The organism is Megasphaera micronuciformis F0359, from assembly GCF_000165735.1.
Classification (GTDB): domain Bacteria; phylum Bacillota; class Negativicutes; order Veillonellales; family Megasphaeraceae; genus Megasphaera; species Megasphaera micronuciformis.
In genome coordinates this window covers 470,243-488,093 of sequence record NZ_GL538208.1, presented here as the reverse complement: position 1 = coordinate 488,093, position 17,851 = coordinate 470,243, and the positions used below count along the sequence as shown (strand labels likewise).

Here is a 17,851-nt window from a genome sequence, read left to right as displayed (position 1 = left end):
TTTACTTAAAAATGACTTCGTATTTTTCATTTATTAATCGTTGTTTTAAATCATCTACGTGCTTTTCATTAGCCGTTTCCAATTCCAGCGTAACCGCCGAATGTTTAGCCCCCATACCGTGCTGACTACGCTCATGTGTGACAGCCAAAACATTGGCCCCCGACTCGGCAATAATGGACAACAACCGGACCAGCTCACCCGGTCTGTCAGGGATCACCGTCGTAAAACACGCTTTACGCCATGCTTCCGTAAGGCCGCTGTTAATAATGCGCGTCATATTATTTACATCGATATTCCCGCCGCTAATAACAGCCACGACCTTCTTTTTGTCCAGGCCTAAAATCTTATGATTCATTAAGGCGGCCACCGGAGTTGCACCGGCTCCTTCGGATACTGTTTTAACTCGTTCAATGAGCCAGAGAATGGCTGCCGCTATTTCTCCTTCATCAACCGTTACGATATCATCCACATAGTCACGGCAAACGGCGTACGTTAAATCACCGGGACGCTTTACAGCAATTCCGTCAGCCAATGTAGCCATGCCGTCATAAGTACAAATAGCCCCGTCATATACGGATTTTTGCATAGACGGCATATTGGCAGACTGTACGCCTATAATCCTGATTTTCGGATTTACGCTCTTAGCCGCTACGGCAATGCCCGAAATTAAGCCGCCACCGCCTATAGGAACGACAATAGCATCCGTGTCGGGAAGTTGCTCCAACACTTCCAAAGCAATCGTCCCCTGACCGGCCATAACATAGGGGTCGTTGAAAGGATGTACATACGTATAGCCGAATTTATCCGATAATTCCTGAGCTTTTGCCGCTGCTTCATCAAAAAAGTCACCGTGTAAAACTACTTCCGCCCCATATCCCTTAGTAGCTGCAATTTTCATTAACGGCGCGTGTTTGGGCATACAGACAATGGATTTACAACCGTAACTGGTTGCTGCCAAGGCCACGCCCTGAGCATGGTTTCCCGCCGAAGCGGCAATAACACCCTTAGCTCTTTCTTCGTCTGTCAATGCGGCAACCTTATTGTATGCCCCCCTAAGTTTGAAGGACCCCGTTCGCTGCAAATTTTCCATCTTCAAATAAACTTGACAGCCTGCTACATGACTGACCGAGTTGGAATAGGATAAGCCGGTTTTTTGAGCAATTCCTTTCAACCGTACCTGTGCTTCCCTTACCATCTCGGGAGTTACACAAGGTGTACCCATATAGATCCCGTCCTTTCATTCGATTCGAGTATGTTATGAATCTTTATTTGTCATAAAATATACACGCTTTATTGTGCACCGTCAATGGAAAAGTTCTATTTTTCACTTTTAGCATATTGACCTCAATGCTATTACAGACGTGAATCTAATCATGTTTATACCATTCTTTCCAACCTATTATATTATATATTTGTCTTTCTACAAAATACATTTGTGTAAGTAAGTGATGCACCGGCTTTGAAACCTCTCCCCTTTTACGACCGGGAAAATCGGCATACAAAAAACCCCGACAGATAAACTGTCGGGGTTTATATTTAGGTTGTAGTATATTACATACCTTTAGCGGCTTTAATAGCTGCCGTTAATTTCGGAACGATTTCAAAAGCATCGCCTACAATGCCGTAGTCAGCTACTTTGAAAATCGGTGCGTCTTCATCTTTATTGATGGCAATGACGCAATCAGAACCGCTCATACCTGCCAAATGCTGAATAGCACCGGAAATACCTGCGGCAATATAAATTTTCGGTCCTACAGTTTTACCTGTCTGACCTACCTGGTGCAAAGCATCAATCCAACCGGCATCGACAGCTGCACGAGATGCACCTACGGCACCGCCCAAAACGTCCGCCAATTCTTTCAGCATACCGGTGAACGCTTCATTTCCGTTCATGCCGCGACCGCCTGCGACGATAATATCGGCTTCTTCAATCTTAATACCGTTGCCGCCCACTTTAATGAGTTCGACAAACTTCGTCAGGAAATCGGCTTCCGTCAAATCTACATGCATATCGATAACTTCACCGGTTGCATTCGGATCAGCTTCAGGTTTCTTAAATACGTTCGGACGAACCGTACCCATTTGCGGACGATTGTTACGGCACACGATTTCAGCCATAATGTTGCCGCCCAATGCAGGACGAGTCCAAACGATAGTCTTGCCGTCATCATCAACAAAAAGGTTCGTGCAGTCTGCCGTCAAACCTGTTTGCAATGCATTGGCAACACGGGGGCCCAAATCACGCCCGATATTCGTAGCACCTACGAGGTAAACATTCGGTTTCACTTCGTTGAAGAAATGAACTAATGCACGCGTAAATGCTGTTGTATTATAGTGTTCAAACTTAGGATCGTCATATACATACACTTTATGTGCACCGTGCGCAATTAATTCCTGTGCCAACGGTTTTACGTTATGTCCGATTAATACGGCACCGACTTCATCACCGATACCTTCAGCCAACTGTTTGCCCTGGCCTAACAGTTCTAACGTTACGTTACGTAATTTGCCTTCAAATTCTTCAGCGATTACATACACGCCTTTGTATTCCGCTAAATCCATTTCACGTACCTCCTTGTTATATAATCTTTTGTGCAGTCAATTTTTCCATCAAAACGGAAACTGCTGCATTCGGATCTTCTTCTTTAATAACAAGCCCCTGTGTTCTCTGAGGCGGAGTGAAAATCTTACGAACCATCGTCGGAGAGCCTTTCAAACCGATCTTGGTTTCGTCAACTTTAATGTCGTCTGCTGACAAGTGCGGAATTTCGCGTTTTTTTGCTTTCATGGTACCGCGAATGGTCGGGAATCTGGGTTCATTCAATTCCTTAACAGCCGTAATCAATACGGGGAACTGAGCTTCCGTTACGATATAGCCTTCTTCATTCTGCTGTTTTACGCGAACCGTTGTGCCGTCCACGTTAATTTCCGCAGCATACGTAATCTGAGGAATACCGAGTTCCGTAGCAATTTGCGGACCTACCTGAGCCGTATCGCCGTCAATAGCCTGTTTACCGCAAAGAACGATGTCGAATTGTTCGATACCCTGCAATTCGGCTACTTTTCTGACAGCCTGTGCCAAGCAATAGCCCGTAGCCAGTGTATCGGAACCGCCGACTTTTCTGTCCGTCAGGAGATATGCATCATCAGCACCCATTGCCAAACCTTCACGCAGTACTTCTTCAGCTTGCGGGGGGCCCATAGAAAGCAAGGTAACACGAGCACCTTGACTGTCTTTCAACTGAAGTGCCGCTTCAAGTGCGTTCTGGTCAAACGGATTAAAAATGTTGGGAACGCCGGCGCGAATGACCGTATGCTTTTCGGGATCGATTTTAACTTCCGCCGTGTCCGGAACCTGCTTGACACATACTAATATTTCCATATTATGTCTACCTCCTAAAGTAGTATATTTATATCACACGGGTCCGGCCCCTGAAGGCCGGACCCGCATCATAAACAAATTTACCGCAAAATATTGCCGGAAATAACTAAGCGTTGAGCTTCGTTCGTCCCTTCGTAAATCTGAGTAATCTTAGCGTCACGCATATGACGAGCCACCGGATATTCTTCACTGTAGCCGTAACCGCCGAAGATTTGAACAGCGTCGGTCGTAACTTCCATAGCAATATCGGAAGCATACATTTTAGCCATAGCAGCATCGACAGAATAAGGTTTCTTTTCTTCTTTACGCATAGCTGCCTTATAAACCAATTGACGAGCTGCTTCAATCTTCGTAGCCATTTCAGCTAATTTGAAGGAAATAGCCTGGAACTTGCAAAGCGGTTTGCCGAATTGAACACGCTGTTTGGAGTATTCAATAGCATCAGCCAAAGCTGCTTCGGCAATACCCAAAGCCTGTGCCGCAACACCGATACGGCCGCCGTCCAAAGTCATCATTGCAATCTTGAAGCCTTTACCTTCCTGTCCGAGGAGGTTTTCAGCCGGAACTTTTACGTTCTGGAATACTAATTCCATCGTCTGGGAAGTATGTATACCCATTTTATCTTCTTTTTTACCAAATGTAAAGCCGTCCATGCCTTTTTCGAGAATGAATGCACTGATGCCCTTCGTGCCCTGGGACTTGTCAGTCATAGCGAAAACGATATAAATATCAGCTGCGCCGCCGTTGGTAATGAAAATCTTGGAGCCGTTCAATACATAGTGGTCGCCTTCTTTAACGGCAACGGTCTGCTGGCCGGCAGCATCCGTACCTGCATTCGGTTCCGTCAAAGCAAATGCACCCAGCTTCGTGCCTTCACAGAGGGGTTTCAAGAATTTTGCTTTTTGTTCTTCCGTACCGAATTCATAAATCGGATTTGCACACAGGGAAACGTCTGCCGAAAGAGTAATGGAGATACCGGCATCATATTTAGCCAGTTCTTCAACTGTCATAATGTAACTTAATACGTCAGCACCTGCTCCGCCGTATTCTTCAGGGAAGTACGTTCCGGCTAAGCCCATTTCCAACATTTCAGCTACGATACCTTCATCGTATTCATGGTTATGATCGCGTTCCGTAATGCCCGGCAACAAGCGTTTTTCACCGAAATCTTTAACCATTTTCACAAACATTTCCTGGTCTTCTGTCATGTTGTAATCCATTGTTTGCCACACTCCTTCAATGATAATAATAGATAATAAGTTGCAATCTTTAATATAAAGATTACTTAAAGAAAGCCTAAAGCATGAATAAAAAGAATACTTCTTACCTGTTTTCTTTATATAGATTGTACTTCTTTTCACATTACAATGCAATAGAAAGATTTTATAATTATCCTTTTTGTAATGTTTATTATCAATGGCTACATGAATATCTATCTCTTTTTATCATATCAGACAGCTTAAAGCACTTAAAACATTGTAGTTTACCGTTGTATAATGTCCATAAACTGTAAAAAAGTCGCTGTAAAGACGACTTCCACATCTACAACGACTTCCTTACTTAATATTTATAATTTTATTCTATCGGTTTATATTTCGGCGACAACGGATTGGTCTGCGGGGTTACGGCCCCGCCTTCCCCCAAATTCCCCGACTTATCTTCAAAGAAGGTATGAATATATTTTTCAGACCTTTCGGATAAAGGTTGTCCGTAGAAATCACTGTACAGTTCTTGAATTTCCGGATTTTCCCACGCTGCCTTAATCGACACTTCCGAATCTCGTTTGTATAAGGAGTTCATACGCGCCTGATTCGTTTTTTGCACTAAGGGCATCTTCACCTTAGGCTGACCGCCACCGTTAATACAGCCGCCCTGACAAGCCATAAATTCAATAAAAGTATAGTCCTTAAACGTACCGTCGGCCATAATTTTATCCAAAAAACGACGAGCATTCCCAAGTCCGCTGACGACGGCAACATGCAGGGAAATCCCGGAAAAATCAATAGTCGCTTCTTTGACACCGTCAAGACCTCTTACCGGTTCATAAGGAATATATTCAGCCGGCATAGGTTTTCCCGTATAGAAATAATAAGCCGAGCGCAAGGCCGATTCCATAACACCGCCCGTACTGCCGAAAATAATACCTCCACCGGAAGCTTCGCCTAAATGAGAGTCGAAAATCCCGTCATCCAACGTGTTGAAGTCGATATTTTCCGCCTTTAACCATCTGGCAAGTTCCCGCGTCGTAATACAAATATCCGAATCCTTCAAGCCGTCAATATGCCAATATTCGGCTGCGGCATTTAATTCTTTCCTCTTAATTTCCGCCTTTTTCGCCGTGCAGGGAGTAACGCATACGGTTACCATTTTTTTGGGATCTATCCCCGCTTTTTCAGCAAACCAGATTTTTTCCGTCGTATTTTGCATTAATATGGGACTCTTAGCCGATGATAAATGAGGAATGTATTCGGCATAAAATGTTTCGGCAAATTCTACCCAAGCAGGACAACAACTCGTAAACTGCGGCATGGCAAAATTTCCCGTCGTAATACGCCGTACCAATTCACTGGTTTCTTCCATTATCGTCATATCGGCACCGAAATTGGTATCGAAAACATAGTCTCCGCCGAGAGCTCTCAATGCTGAAATCATTTTCCCCTGTGCAAAGGTACCGGCCTCAGCTCCGAATTCTTCCGCTATGGCAACACGCACAGCCGGGGCTGTCTGAAAAACGACAACCTTATCAGGATCGGCAATTGCCGCTTTTACAAGATTCGTATCATCTACTTCCATCATAGCACCGAAGGGACATGCATTGGCACATTGGCCGCAATGAACACAAACAGGTACATCTCCCGTGCGTTCCAGGGAATAATAATCGAGAACGGTCTGCGTTGTTTCACAAGCTCTACGACACAAGGTGCAGTTCTTACACTTTGTTTCATCAAAATGCACAGCCGGATTATCATCGGCAATAGGCACCCGTTTATCATAAAATTTATATTTTGATTCAAAGCCTTCCACAGCCTTCACTCCTTTTATTTTTATGTCCCATCCTATATTTCCATAACAATATCAGGGTGTTTTCTTAAAAATATGTAAGTTTTACCGTTTTCCTATGACTCAAACTACATACTTATTCTTATATCATGCGTTCAAGTTATATAAATAATACTATTTTTCACAAACTTTTGTAAAGGAAAAATCGATACCTATCTGCTATTAAACGCATACTTTCCTTTCACTTATAACAACAATAGTCGTCACCGTCTGTATAGATGCGGTCATTGCTTGTAGCCCCATTTCAGATATGCTAGAATAAATTGTTATTTTATTAAACGATTAGGATCTCTCTATATATAAATTATGTTGAAAAGAGGAAATTATGGCAAATAAATTTGTTTCCGGTACACTGATCCTCACTTTATCAGGCTTTGTCGTCAAAGCTATCGGCAGTGTCAACTGGATTATTCTGTCGCGTATTCTCGGCGGCGAAGGAATCGGCATCTACCAAATGGCCTTTCCCATTTATCTGCTGGCACTGGAAATTTCCAGCGCCGGTATCCCTATTGCCATCTCCATTATTACGGCCGAAAAAGCGGCTCGCAAAGACTACGGCAACGCCAAGCGGGTTTTTAGAGTGTCTCTCACCCTACTCATGTCGGCAGCCGTCGCCTTGAGTATTATTGTTTACTTTGCTTCATCCCTTCTCATTGAATACCATCTGATTCGTGACAGTCGTGCATACTATTCGCTGATTGCTTTAGTTCCTGCCATTTTCTTTACTACCGTCATTGCCGGCTACCGCGGTTATCTGCAAGGCTGGCAGCAAATGACGCCTACGGCCTTATCACAAATTGTGGAACAACTTGTGCGCGTGGCGACTATGCTGGCCTTTGCCTACTTGCTCTTACCCTACGGTCTCGATTATGCAGCCGGCGGTGCCAGTTTGGGTGCTGCTATGGGCGGTATTTCCGCTTGGCTGGTACTCTTATACTTCTACTATAAGTTAAAACGTTCTCTCCCTGAAACATCTCCCGATGAAGAAAAGGAATCGGTTGTTAGCATTTTAAAACGCCTCATCGTTTTGGCAGTTCCCATTTCCATGGCCAGTATTATGCTTCCCGTTGTTTCCAACCTCGACTTGATGATTGTCCCTTATCGCTTGGAAGTAGCCGGCTTTGCTACACATAAAGCTACGGAACTCTACGGTTATCTGACAGGCATGTCCGTCCCTTTAATCAATTTGGCGACCATCTTAACAGCAGCCATGGCCATGAGTCTGGTCCCGGCCATTAGTCACAGCTTTACGCTCGGAGACAAAGAAGAAATCTACAATCGTACAGCGGGAGCTGCACGTATCGCTCTCTTGGTAACCATACCGTTCAGCGTCATGCTCTATGTCCTGGCTGAACCGGTCGTAACCTTCATTTATAATGCCCCTGCTGCCAAAGATGCCACTCAGGCTATTGCCGTTGCCATCTGTTTTTTAGGTATGCATCAAATTACGACAGCCATACTACAAGGCCTGAAAAAACCGAAAATACCGGTTATCAATATGTTTTTAGCCTGCATCGTCAAAGTTCTGTGTAACTGGTTCCTCGTCGCGGTTCCGTCCTTGGGAATTACAGGTGCCGCCTACGCCACTGCGGCCGATATCGGCGTTGCTGCGGCCTTAAATCTCATTTTTATTTACAAATATACGGGCTATATTCTCGATTTTAAGGTTGTCTTTAGAAACACGATTATTGCGGCTGTTATGGGTATCTTCATGTATTTTCTATACGACATGTCTACGGCCGTCACATCAAGCCTTTTCTTACAACTCTTGACTACAACCGTATGCGGCTCCGCACTGTACATCGGTCTTATGGTCCTGACTAAAGGCCTTACACGAACGGATGCACAAAGCTTGCCGTTCTTCGGCAAATATTTCTACAATTGATTAATGGCACAATAAGAGCCCCCGTCTAACCTTTTCGGTCAAGACGGGGGCTGATTGTTTTAGCAGTCTTTATTTTACGGTTCGGGAATAGTCTTTGCCAAGGGCTTGGTAAATTCCATATGATCGAAGAATTTATGGCTTTTCCATAACAAAGCACTGAAAGCACTTAACGTTAAGCGGAAGCGAAAGTGTTCAAAACTTACGGGGCCTTCAAAAAAGGGTACGCGGTCCAGATTGTACGGATCATCCCAAGGAAATACACGTCCCGTATCTACGGTAAACCCGTAACGATAACCGGCATTTTGCGTTTCTTCCAAAACCGTATCCGTAAACTTCCCTTCCGGAAAAGCAATAAAAAGGCAAGGCTTTCCCAATCTCCATTCAACAGCCTTCTTCGATTCAACCAATTCATGTCTCATACCGTTTCGGTCAAAACTGTCAAGCGGTCTATGACTGAGCGTATGACTGCCGAACTCCATGCCGTTATCCGACATTTCTTTTACCTGTTCCCATGTCAAGTATCCGGGACGGCCGACAAAATCCGTAATAAGGAATATGGTACCCGTCATTTTATACTTCTTCAAAATAGGGTAGGCATACTCGTAATTATCCGCATACCCGTCATCAAAGGTGATTAAAACAGGTTTGTCGGGTAATTCACCCTTTCCGTCCATATAGTCCGTAAATTCTTCCAGAGTCAATGCATGGTACCCGTTTTCACTCAGATAACGAATCTGCTTTTCAAAGTTTTCCGGTTTCATTGTCAAAACCGTATGAAATTTATTGTTTACCTGGTGATAATTGAGAACAGGTACACCTGTCAGCTTATAGTCCGTCGACGCAAAATACCAATAAGCTATTACTCCGAAAAAAAGAACAAAAAAAGCCAATCCCAAACCGACAGCCCAAGCATATATTTTTTTCACCGATTCAACTTCCCCTCCGTAGATTTACTTATGTAGCATACCATGTTTACACAAAACTGTAAAAGGGAATAACCGAAATGCCCCCTATTAGAAACAGGATTTACTCAATTAGAAGTTGCTTGAAGATTTAGATAAAAAGAATGTGTTTGATATTGAAGACTATATCAAGAGAAAAGGCAAAGTTAAGCTTAATAGAAATACAGTAATTACAAGATTGTAATATTTTCTGTTATAGCTTTATGTGGCACGGGTATTTTGGGTATAATAAGATAAATTTGGAGTTGTAGAGGTGAGCATTTGGAAGAAAATAGACCTGATTTTAGAGATATAAAATCATTTGAAGAATTTAACAGATACTACTGGTATCGAGAAGAGCTTTCACAAATTTGTAAGTACCTTGGATTAGAATACAGATGTACAAAAAAAGAATTAAATCATATTATAGAACAATATTTTAAGGGAAATAGAGTAGAAAAATTTTTGAGGAAAAGAAACAAAAATCAAACCGAAATAATAACCCTAAATACATCATTACTTGAATGTGGGTTTTCCTTTAATCAGAAATTTCGTGATTATTTTTCAGCTGTAACAGGTGTTAATCCGTTTAAATTTAATGCTGATATGGCAACAGCTTGGCGAAAAGTAAAACGGGAAAACAACATAAATTTTACAATCCAAGATATGATTAAAATATACTATGGAGAGTCAGACTACGCCAAGTATGATAATTCAGCTTGCCAATGGAATCAATTTCTAAAAGACTTTTGTGCAGATGAATTTAGCAATCATTACTCCAACAAGTTAAAAGTTGCGGCTATCCTTTGGAAAGAAGTTAGAGATTCAAAAAATAAAAAAATTTATTCACGGAGACTTCTAAAAGAATATAGCTACAAAATAGAAGAGTACTGTAAGTAAACAACTTCAAGTTTGTCGAACGGAATATAAAATATTAAAGACGATAGAAATAAAATATTTATCGTCTTTTTCATGACTATTTTCAATTTATATTGCGAACAATAAATAGGGAAAACTCGCAAGAGTTGCTAACTGGTATTTCAAATGCGTTTCACTAGTATATACACGACAAGATGCTATGGTATCTTTTTGGTAGCTAAACAGACAAAATATCTTGTTTTTTGCAAATAATACTTAAAAAGAATGTTGAATTATCAGCATTCTTTTTCATTTCAGATTGATTCTCGGAATTAGACAAAACCGTTTTCCTTTAACCACACCGAATTTTTTTCATGTAAAGCTTTTTTTAGCAATTTTAAACTGATATTTTCTTCCTTTATAACCAAAGAAGCTTGAGTAAGGTACTTCGTTTCTTCAAAAATATAGTTATCCAACTTTTCCTTACCTACAGCCTGAATCAAGTCGGGGCGCAAGTCTTCAGACTCCTGTAAAACGGTTAACAGATTTTTCCATCGATTATACTCTGTTTCAGTCATAACAAATCGATTATATTCATCCGTATCCACTACCTGGTCACTGCAGATAAGAGCGGCTGCATAGTCTTTTCCCGTCAATACGTCCGTTACCTTCAGCTCTCTTCGTTCATTATTGACAAATACTTCCACTCCGTCATCTCCCTCCGCTTCCGTGAAAAATACCGCCCGAAGGCGGTATTTTTTATGAACGTACAATACCGGACTTACGCAATGCCGTTACTACAGGAGTTACGATAAGCCCGCAGACAATCGCTTCGGGAATTCCGTTAGTAAGCGTAATGCCGATCATCAAATTAATGACATTGGTAAAGGGAATTTGCTGTGCTTCTGCAAAAGCGGAGCCGACGAGAAGTGTATACATTCCCAAAAATAGAACTGTATGGCAAACCGTAGCAATTACAGCCGTTAGAGCCGTCCTGGTATAAAGGGACAGACCTCTTTTTCCCGCCAACTCATACACTTCATAGGCAATAAGGCCCAATAAAACACGCGGCACAATACAGATAGCCGCATCATATACGATACTTGTCTGTACGGCAAAAAGCATTAACATTGCCGGTGCCCGCAAGGTCTGAACAAAAGAAAAGACGCCGAACATAAAACCTACAGTCATGCCGACTCTTCGCCCCCCCGTAAGAGCCGCTATAATGGTCGGCACATGCAATATGGTGGCATTCATAAAACCTAAGGGGATAAAACCGTAACCTGTGACACCTAAAAAAACGGTCACAGCCGTTAACAGACCGGCAATAGTCAACTGCCGTACATTCATAAAGCTTTGCCGCCCGGACATGGTCGTAACTTTTTCCATTTTCATCCTCCGTTCTCGCTCTCTATTGAGATACAAGTCGTTTATTGATCGTAATAAAGACCGTCCTTTCGGTGTATCTCGTTTTGATAATACCCGTAGTGAAAGCCAATCTTTTTTACGATACGTTCAGTATATCACAAACTTTTTTTATTGACTATATTCAAATTTCATGAATTTACATAAAAAAACTCCTTACAATAACTGTAAGGAGTTTTATCTTATATCCTTATGCTTCTACCGGATATACGCTTACCTTGCGATTATAACGGCCGGCACGTTCATATGCAACCTTGCCTGCAACTTTTGCAAATAATGTATCATCTTTGCCGATACCGACATTCGTGCCGGGATGGAAGTGCGTACCGCGTTGGCGAACGAGGATATTGCCTGCCTTGCAGACAACGCCGTCGTGTAATTTGACGCCAAGACGTTTGGATTCGCTGTCACGACCGTTACGCGTACTGCCGACACCCTTTTTATGAGCAAACAGCTGTAAATCAAATTTGAACATTTCGTTCACCTCCCGAATTACTAAGTTAACACGACATATTCAGGATATTGTCGTGCAATTTCATTTAATCCGGAGACAACCGTCTCCAATACGATAGGTACTTCCGGAACAAAGCTCAACGTATGAGCTGCCAAAAACCCCTCGCTTTGCTCATACACCACCTTCTCTTCACCGGCATAACGTATTATACCGAGCAGAGCCGTCTGTGTAAGAGCGGATACGGCGGCACAAACAATATCAGATCCTTCTTCGGCGTAGTCGGCGTGACCTTCTACGATAAACCCGCATAATCTGCCTTGTCTGTCCTTCTCCATCTTAATGCGTATCATTAGCCTTCAATCTTTTCAATGACAACCTTTGTAAAAGGCTGACGATGACCTTGACGACGACGATAGTTGGATTTGGCTTTGTACTTGAAGACAAGAATCTTCTTTTCTTTGCCCTGAGCAACAACTTTCCCCGTTACTTTAGCTCCGGATACGACGGGAGTTCCGACTTTCAAATCTCCTTCACCGCCGACAGCGAGTACTTCGTCAAAAACAACAGCCGAATCAACTTCAGCCTCCAATTTTTCAACAAAAATCGTTTCGCCTTCCTGAACACGGTACTGCTTACCGCCCGTTTTAATAATAGCGTACATGGTGACACCTCCTCATCATTATACTCGCTGAATACGGCGCCTTGCGGACTTAGGCCTCTTCATGCGGCTTATGCACAGCCACGTCTGTATGCTATGACTAGTCTATTTTACAAGACAAAAGCTCTCATGTCAACTAATACAGACATGAGAGCCTCGTTTTATTAGGCAAAGAATTTACTTAGTCCATCGACGATACTTTCAGCAAAGCTTTGCTGTTGCGCATCGGTGTTCAAAGTTTTTTCTTCTGCAGGGTTGGACATAAAACCGAGTTCCAAGAGAGTGGCCGGCATGTCCGTATGGTTTAATACATAGAAGTTAGCCGTACGCACCCCTCGATCATCAAAGGTTGTAGCTTTCATATTAGCGGCATGTAAATCCGTGGCCAAGCGCTGGCCGTCGGGCGAGCCACTCGTATAGTAAGCCGTTACACCGCCGGGTTCGGCTGAATCGCTGGAGTCGATATGAATGGATACGAAAGCATCAGCTCCGGCAATATTGGCCACATTACAACGAGCCTGAAGTTCCTCAACGGCGCCGGCATTCGGTCCGTATACATCCACATCGGCTGTACGCGTCATGACGACTGTTGCTCCCTGTGCGGAAAGTAAGGATTGTACGCGACGAGCAATGGCAAAGGTAATATTCTTTTCTTGCGAATAGGCTCCTACAGCGCCTGAATCCGTGCCGCCATGTCCCGGATCAATGCAGATAACCTTACCTCTTAAACCGGCCTCTGTCGATCGTTTATACACAGGCACTGCTTTCGGCTTTGTTGTAGATGCTACCGTGGGATCTGTCTTACCGATTCCTTTGCTGCCCACATTCAAATGCTTCCATTTATTCCACTGTTTAACCTTACCGGATTTATCGTTAATATCAATAACAACGCGACTGGCAGCACTGCCGGAAGGACCGAGCGTAAAGACCTTGACATCGGCGGCCGTCACCGCATTCGGAACCTTAAAAACTACATCTGTATCGTTAATCCGACGTGCCAACCCCATCTTGGTAACTATATTCGTATCTGCATTGTACTTGGTTTGCAGATTTTGGGCTACTTCAGTATTGGGCAGGGTGACGGTAACGTATTTACCGTCTTTATCAATCCCGAGTTTCGGGGAAACCGCTTTATTTACGTCCAGAACAGTCCGAACAAAAGGCGTATTCGCATCATTACGAGTCGCTATGCGCACGGAACTGACTTGAGCCTTATCAACAGCTTGCCCGTTCAGTACGGGAACCAGACAAAAGATTGCCAATAAGGACAAGAATAACAGTCTTTTCATGACTTCACTCTCCTTTACAAACAACGTTTTATTATTATAGCACATCGTTTCTGTACGAGTAAAACATGATGCATGCTGTTCTCTGTCCGTTTCGATACATTTTTATGACATTATATACGGTTCTTGTAAGGCCGGCATGGGACGAGCTTCATCCCATTGAGCTAAAACTTTGGGCACAGCGGATGCTACCTCCGTTGCGGTAAATCCGTACGGACCGATATGTCTGGCACAATAATCACCGGCGGCACCGTGCAAATACACAGCTGCACAAGCCGCAACAGCCAAAGAGTCAATACCGTCATGACAAATCATGGCGGCCGTAATTCCGCTCAATACATCACCCATACCACCTGTCGCCATACCGGCATTTCCCGTTCTATTAACATATACGTGACCCGTTTTAGCCGACACGGTAAGTGTAGGAGCCCCTTTTAATACCAGATTCACGCCGTAAGTATGTACGAAATCCGTAGCCGCTTTAATGAGATCCGTCTTAATATCTCTGACGGATAAACCCGATAGACGGGAAAATTCAGCCGGGTGCGGCGTAATTACCGTCCGCTTACCATACTTTTTAAAAAAAGCCTGTTTATCATGTTTTGCCAGACAATTCAAGCCGTCCGCATCAATTATCATGGGGCAGGTCGTTTTCTCTGCTATATAGTTAATAAAATCAAATACACCTTCATGCTTTCCCATACCCGGACCCATAACAAGAACCGATACATTTTCCAGATTATCTATTATTTCACGGGCTTCACTGCCTCCCAAGGTACGAGTTCCTGTCGGTCCGACACCGCAAACCATAACTTCCGGTTGTCTTGCAATACAATACTTTGCCGTTTCTGCCGGGGTATATAAAAAAACCTTTCCCGCTCCGGCACGCACGGCACCGTCAACAGCCATCAAGGCGGCACCGGCCATGTCATTACAGCCGGTCAGGACGGCTACAGTTCCGTGCGTTCCCTTGTGACTGTCCACACGTCGAGGTCTGACGGCATCGATAACATCTTGCCGTTCCGGCAAAAAAACGGCTTCCTTACATTGTTCCGACAAGGCAACAGGAATTCCTATATGATCAATTTCCAACTTTCCCGTACAAGCCTTTCCCGGGTAAAGGAACTGCCCTTGTTTAAAAGCCCCGAAGGTGACGGTTAAGTCCGCCATAACGGGAGCCGATCCCTCTTCTGACTCAGAGCCGCTTACAGCTCCCGTATCACTATTCACTCCACTGGGCATATCAACGGAAATAACGGTCACGTGCCGACCGGCGGCTGCTTCGTTAACAGCCATCACTATGCTTTTATACGGTTCCCGCAACTCCCCCTTGAAGCCTGTCCCTAATAAGGCGTCAATAACGACATGACAGGTATCCAACTGTTTTATTAACAATGCTGAATCCGATGCCGTTCTATAGTAAATCAAGCTGCAACGTTCACCGTCACACATAGCTTCCAACGTCTTTAAGTGTGCCTTGCTTTCATCGCTGTATCCGTCCTTTTCTCCGAAAGCGTAGACATACACGCGACCTCCTTCTGCCAGAATATGTCTGGCCGTTACAAATCCGTCGCCACCGTTATTTCCCTTTCCGCAAAGAATCATAACATCTTTACCGCTCCAACCGCCGACATATACGCCGCCCTTTTCGCAGACGGCTCGACCTGCATTTTCCATCAATACAGCCGGAGCTATGCCGTACGGTTCACTCATGGACGCCTTATCTATAGCTTTCATATCCGCCGCTTTTCTTAATATTTTCATCTCATAGCCTCCTACGCATCCCAAACAACCTGTGCAATTGCATAATCACCATCGTGTGAAATAGATAAAACGGGCATATTGGCAGATTTTTCCGCCGCTTTTTCTGCATAATAACCGTGTAAAATCAAATAGGGTGCACCTTCTTCAGTATGTCCTACTTCCACATCGCGCCAAAGTCCGCCTCTAAAACCGCTCCCCAATGCCTTAAAAAAAGCTTCCTTGGCTGCATATAGTCCGGCATAGGAAGCAACGGCACCTTGCCCCTTACGGCGACAATAAGCGATCTCTGCCGGAGAAAACAATCTCTCCAGACGTCCTTCGTGCCCCTCAACCAAAGATTCAAGGCGAGCAATTTGAACAATATCAATACCGCTGAACATAATTCCTCCACATAAAAAACAAACCTGCAACCGCAGTTACAGGTTTAAAATATATCTACCATTTTTGCATGCGTACACAAACGGCCAAACCTTCCAAATAGGCTCGGAAGGTACGAAAAGATACGGTCACATCCGAATAGACCCCATCTGCTACCTTGTACGATATGGTAACTGTACTATGCTGATAATCGTAAGAAAAACCGTGCAAATTGGACTCAAACGTATACTTTTTGGCCGGAACTTCAAACTGAGGCGGTTTTTCCTTATCCAGACCGCGAATCATATTATGAAGCAATACGTTTTTTGGCAATTCGCTTTGTAAAATTTCTTCCGTAAAATTATCAAGTACAGTCATGAATTTTCAGTCCTTATCAAAGAAGTGTGCATGTATAGCCCGTACAGCTTTATCAACAGATTCTTCACCGATTAAGCACGTAATACTGATTTCAGAAGTAGATATAATTTCAATATTAATTCCGTTATCACTCATAATACCGAACATGCTGGCAGCAATACCCGGATGTCCGGCCATCCCTGCACCTACAACAGAAACTTTCCCCATTCTTTCATCAATGAGAATATCTTCAATGCTCAATTCATCACGAATTTCAGCCAATACATCGCGTACAAGAGCCGAATCATCCCGACTTACCGTAAAGGTAATGTCCGTCACGCCTTCGTTGGCAACCCTTACACTTTGTACGATCATGTCCACATCTATATTGTGATCTGCCAATTCCGCAAAAATACGATAAGCATACCCCGGTTTGTTGGGTACACCGAGAATTGTTACTTTAGCTACATTTTTATCTTCCGCCACGCCGCGAATAAGGTATTGCTTTACTTCCATAGAATAACCCTCCTGTATCATTGTTCCTTTTATTTCGGAAAAAGTCGAACGTACATGAATAGGAACGTTAAACCGACTGCCCATTTCAACGGCACGAGGTTGCATAACGCCTGCACCGAGTTTAGCCATTTCCAACATTTCTCCGTACGTTATTTCTTCCATCTTGCGCGCCTCCGGAACAACACGGGGGTCGGAAGTATAAATACCGTCTACGTCCGTATAAATTTCACAGGCATCTGCATTTATAGCTCCGGCAACGGCAACGGCCGTCGTATCCGAACCGCCTCTACCCAAAGTGGTAATATCGCCATCATCCGTCATACCTTGAAAACCGGCTACAATGACAATATTGCCTTCTTGCAGAGCCTCTTTGACTCGTTCGGCGTTAATTTCCAAAATTCTGCCTTTGTTATATGCCTTGCTCGTTACAATACCGGCCTGAGCCCCCGTAAAAGATACAGCCTTGTGCCCCGCTTCGGCAAAGGCCATAGCCATCAAGGCTATGGATATCTGTTCGCCTGTAGAAAGGAGCATGTCCATTTCTCGACCGTACGGTTTTGATGTAACTTGACGGGCCAGCGAAACGAGTTCATCTGTCGTATCACCCATGGCGGAAACGACAAGGACGACCTGGTCGTCCTCTTTCATACCCTTGAGCACACGTTGCACAATGGATTGCATTTTATCAGGTGTGGCGACAGAACTGCCGCCGAATTTTTTTACAATTAATGCCAACTTAACTCCCTCGCTTTGACCAGATTCATAATCGTGCCGAATCAGTAATTACGCATACTGCACGACAGTAACTATTACAATCAGAATGATAGCATGGAGACCTTTAAAAGTAAAGATTATACCGGCTCAATACAGCCTAATTTTACGGTTTTACAGACCTATGACCTGTTTTA

General features: G+C 43.7%; 18 protein-coding genes. 2 read left to right on the top strand and 16 right to left on the bottom strand.

The window, feature by feature from the left end; translation table 11 throughout:
* Position 1 precedes the first annotated feature (1 nt).
* The 5 genes from ilvA to HMPREF9429_RS06025 all read right to left on the bottom strand — a co-directional run bounded on the left by ilvA (position 2) and on the right by HMPREF9429_RS06025 (position 6,406).
* Positions 2–1,222: a threonine ammonia-lyase gene (ilvA, locus tag HMPREF9429_RS06045; protein ID WP_040773991.1), complete on the bottom strand. Its 1,221-nt coding sequence runs from the start codon at positions 1,220–1,222 to the stop codon at positions 2–4.
* A 329-nt stretch (positions 1,223–1,551) separates the two neighbouring features.
* Positions 1,552–2,562, bottom strand: a complete 1,011-nt coding sequence (locus HMPREF9429_RS06040) for an electron transfer flavoprotein subunit alpha/FixB family protein (protein ID WP_006942406.1) — start codon at positions 2,560–2,562, stop codon at positions 1,552–1,554.
* Between the two features lie 16 nt (positions 2,563–2,578).
* Positions 2,579–3,382, bottom strand: coding sequence for an electron transfer flavoprotein subunit beta/FixA family protein (locus HMPREF9429_RS06035; protein WP_006942405.1), 804 nt, complete (start codon positions 3,380–3,382; stop codon positions 2,579–2,581).
* Between the two features lie 80 nt (positions 3,383–3,462).
* A complete protein-coding gene (locus HMPREF9429_RS06030; protein ID WP_006942404.1) occupies positions 3,463–4,602 on the bottom strand; it encodes an acyl-CoA dehydrogenase in 1,140 nt (379 codons plus the stop codon).
* A gap of 355 nt (positions 4,603–4,957) precedes the next feature.
* Positions 4,958–6,406 carry a [FeFe] hydrogenase, group A gene (locus HMPREF9429_RS06025; protein ID WP_040773989.1) on the bottom strand — a complete coding sequence of 483 codons (1,449 nt, stop codon included), beginning with the start codon at positions 6,404–6,406 and terminating at the stop codon, positions 4,958–4,960.
* A gap of 361 nt (positions 6,407–6,767) precedes the next feature.
* On the opposite strand from HMPREF9429_RS06025, the gene HMPREF9429_RS06020 reads away from it, so the two are divergent.
* Positions 6,768–8,327 carry a putative polysaccharide biosynthesis protein gene (locus HMPREF9429_RS06020; RefSeq protein WP_006942402.1) on the top strand — a complete coding sequence of 520 codons (1,560 nt, stop codon included), beginning with the start codon at positions 6,768–6,770 and terminating at the stop codon, positions 8,325–8,327.
* A gap of 74 nt (positions 8,328–8,401) precedes the next feature.
* Here HMPREF9429_RS06020 and HMPREF9429_RS06015 read toward each other — a convergent pair whose 3' ends face one another.
* Entirely contained in the window at positions 8,402–9,253 is an 852-nt protein-coding gene (locus HMPREF9429_RS06015; protein WP_006942401.1) for a polysaccharide deacetylase family protein, read from the bottom strand.
* Between the two features lie 297 nt (positions 9,254–9,550).
* Here HMPREF9429_RS06015 and HMPREF9429_RS06010 point away from each other — a divergent pair, with 297 nt between their 5' ends.
* Positions 9,551–10,168, top strand: a complete 618-nt coding sequence (locus tag HMPREF9429_RS06010; RefSeq protein WP_006942400.1) for an SAP domain-containing protein — start codon at positions 9,551–9,553, stop codon at positions 10,166–10,168.
* A gap of 290 nt (positions 10,169–10,458) precedes the next feature.
* Here HMPREF9429_RS06010 and HMPREF9429_RS06005 read toward each other — a convergent pair whose 3' ends face one another.
* From HMPREF9429_RS06005 to HMPREF9429_RS05960, 10 genes are all read right to left on the bottom strand, one after another.
* On the bottom strand, positions 10,459–10,833 hold the full coding sequence (locus tag HMPREF9429_RS06005) for a hypothetical protein (RefSeq protein ID WP_040773986.1): 375 nt from the start codon (positions 10,831–10,833) through the stop codon (positions 10,459–10,461).
* Between the two features lie 52 nt (positions 10,834–10,885).
* On the bottom strand, positions 10,886–11,515 hold the full coding sequence (locus HMPREF9429_RS06000; protein ID WP_040773983.1) for an ECF transporter S component: 630 nt from the start codon (positions 11,513–11,515) through the stop codon (positions 10,886–10,888).
* A 226-nt stretch (positions 11,516–11,741) separates the two neighbouring features.
* The gene (rpmA, locus tag HMPREF9429_RS05995) at positions 11,742–12,026 is read right to left on the bottom strand and encodes a 50S ribosomal protein L27 (protein WP_006942396.1); all 285 of its coding nucleotides are present in this window, start codon (positions 12,024–12,026) and stop codon (positions 11,742–11,744) included.
* 20 nt (positions 12,027–12,046) lie between these two features.
* A complete protein-coding gene (locus HMPREF9429_RS05990) occupies positions 12,047–12,355 on the bottom strand; it encodes a ribosomal-processing cysteine protease Prp (RefSeq protein WP_006942395.1) in 309 nt (102 codons plus the stop codon).
* The gene (gene rplU / locus HMPREF9429_RS05985; RefSeq protein ID WP_006942394.1) at positions 12,355–12,666 is read right to left on the bottom strand and encodes a 50S ribosomal protein L21; all 312 of its coding nucleotides are present in this window, start codon (positions 12,664–12,666) and stop codon (positions 12,355–12,357) included. Before rplU ends, HMPREF9429_RS05990 begins: the two co-directional genes overlap by 1 nt.
* 161 nt (positions 12,667–12,827) lie before the next feature.
* Positions 12,828–13,952: an N-acetylmuramoyl-L-alanine amidase gene (locus HMPREF9429_RS05980; protein ID WP_040773980.1), complete on the bottom strand. Its 1,125-nt coding sequence runs from the start codon at positions 13,950–13,952 to the stop codon at positions 12,828–12,830.
* 102 nt (positions 13,953–14,054) lie between these two features.
* Positions 14,055–15,713, bottom strand: coding sequence for a bifunctional ADP-dependent NAD(P)H-hydrate dehydratase/NAD(P)H-hydrate epimerase (locus HMPREF9429_RS05975; RefSeq protein ID WP_006942392.1), 1,659 nt, complete (start codon positions 15,711–15,713; stop codon positions 14,055–14,057).
* Positions 15,714–15,724: 11 nt separating this feature from the next.
* Positions 15,725–16,093, bottom strand: coding sequence for a holo-ACP synthase (gene acpS / locus HMPREF9429_RS05970; protein ID WP_006942391.1), 369 nt, complete (start codon positions 16,091–16,093; stop codon positions 15,725–15,727).
* Between the two features lie 55 nt (positions 16,094–16,148).
* Complete coding sequence (locus HMPREF9429_RS05965) at positions 16,149–16,448, bottom strand: hypothetical protein (protein WP_006942390.1); 300 nt, start codon at positions 16,446–16,448, stop codon at positions 16,149–16,151.
* A gap of 6 nt (positions 16,449–16,454) precedes the next feature.
* On the bottom strand, positions 16,455–17,678 hold the full coding sequence (locus HMPREF9429_RS05960; RefSeq protein ID WP_006942389.1) for an aspartate kinase: 1,224 nt from the start codon (positions 17,676–17,678) through the stop codon (positions 16,455–16,457).
* Positions 17,679–17,851: the final 173 nt, after the last annotated feature.

What these genes read in the sequence shown, in the direction of transcription:
- HMPREF9429_RS06020 (WP_006942402.1), top strand. Translation starts at nt 6,768, where the DNA reads ATGGCAAATAAATTTGTTTCCGGTACACTGATCCTCACTTTATCAGGC.
- acpS (WP_006942391.1), bottom strand. Translation starts at nt 16,093, where the DNA reads ATGTTCAGCGGTATTGATATTGTTCAAATTGCTCGCCTTGAATCTTTG.
- ilvA (WP_040773991.1), bottom strand. Translation starts at nt 1,222, where the DNA reads ATGGGTACACCTTGTGTAACTCCCGAGATGGTAAGGGAAGCACAGGTA.
- rpmA (WP_006942396.1), bottom strand. Translation starts at nt 12,026, where the DNA reads ATGTTCAAATTTGATTTACAGCTGTTTGCTCATAAAAAGGGTGTCGGC.
- HMPREF9429_RS06030 (WP_006942404.1), bottom strand. Translation starts at nt 4,602, where the DNA reads ATGGATTACAACATGACAGAAGACCAGGAAATGTTTGTGAAAATGGTT.
- HMPREF9429_RS05990 (WP_006942395.1), bottom strand. Translation starts at nt 12,355, where the DNA reads ATGATACGCATTAAGATGGAGAAGGACAGACAAGGCAGATTATGCGGG.
- HMPREF9429_RS05980 (WP_040773980.1), bottom strand. Translation starts at nt 13,952, where the DNA reads ATGAAAAGACTGTTATTCTTGTCCTTATTGGCAATCTTTTGTCTGGTT.
- HMPREF9429_RS05965 (WP_006942390.1), bottom strand. Translation starts at nt 16,448, where the DNA reads ATGACTGTACTTGATAATTTTACGGAAGAAATTTTACAAAGCGAATTG.
- HMPREF9429_RS05975 (WP_006942392.1), bottom strand. Translation starts at nt 15,713, where the DNA reads ATGAAAATATTAAGAAAAGCGGCGGATATGAAAGCTATAGATAAGGCG.
- HMPREF9429_RS06000 (WP_040773983.1), bottom strand. Translation starts at nt 11,515, where the DNA reads ATGGAAAAAGTTACGACCATGTCCGGGCGGCAAAGCTTTATGAATGTA.
- HMPREF9429_RS06040 (WP_006942406.1), bottom strand. Translation starts at nt 2,562, where the DNA reads ATGGATTTAGCGGAATACAAAGGCGTGTATGTAATCGCTGAAGAATTT.
- rplU (WP_006942394.1), bottom strand. Translation starts at nt 12,666, where the DNA reads ATGTACGCTATTATTAAAACGGGCGGTAAGCAGTACCGTGTTCAGGAA.
- HMPREF9429_RS06035 (WP_006942405.1), bottom strand. Translation starts at nt 3,382, where the DNA reads ATGGAAATATTAGTATGTGTCAAGCAGGTTCCGGACACGGCGGAAGTT.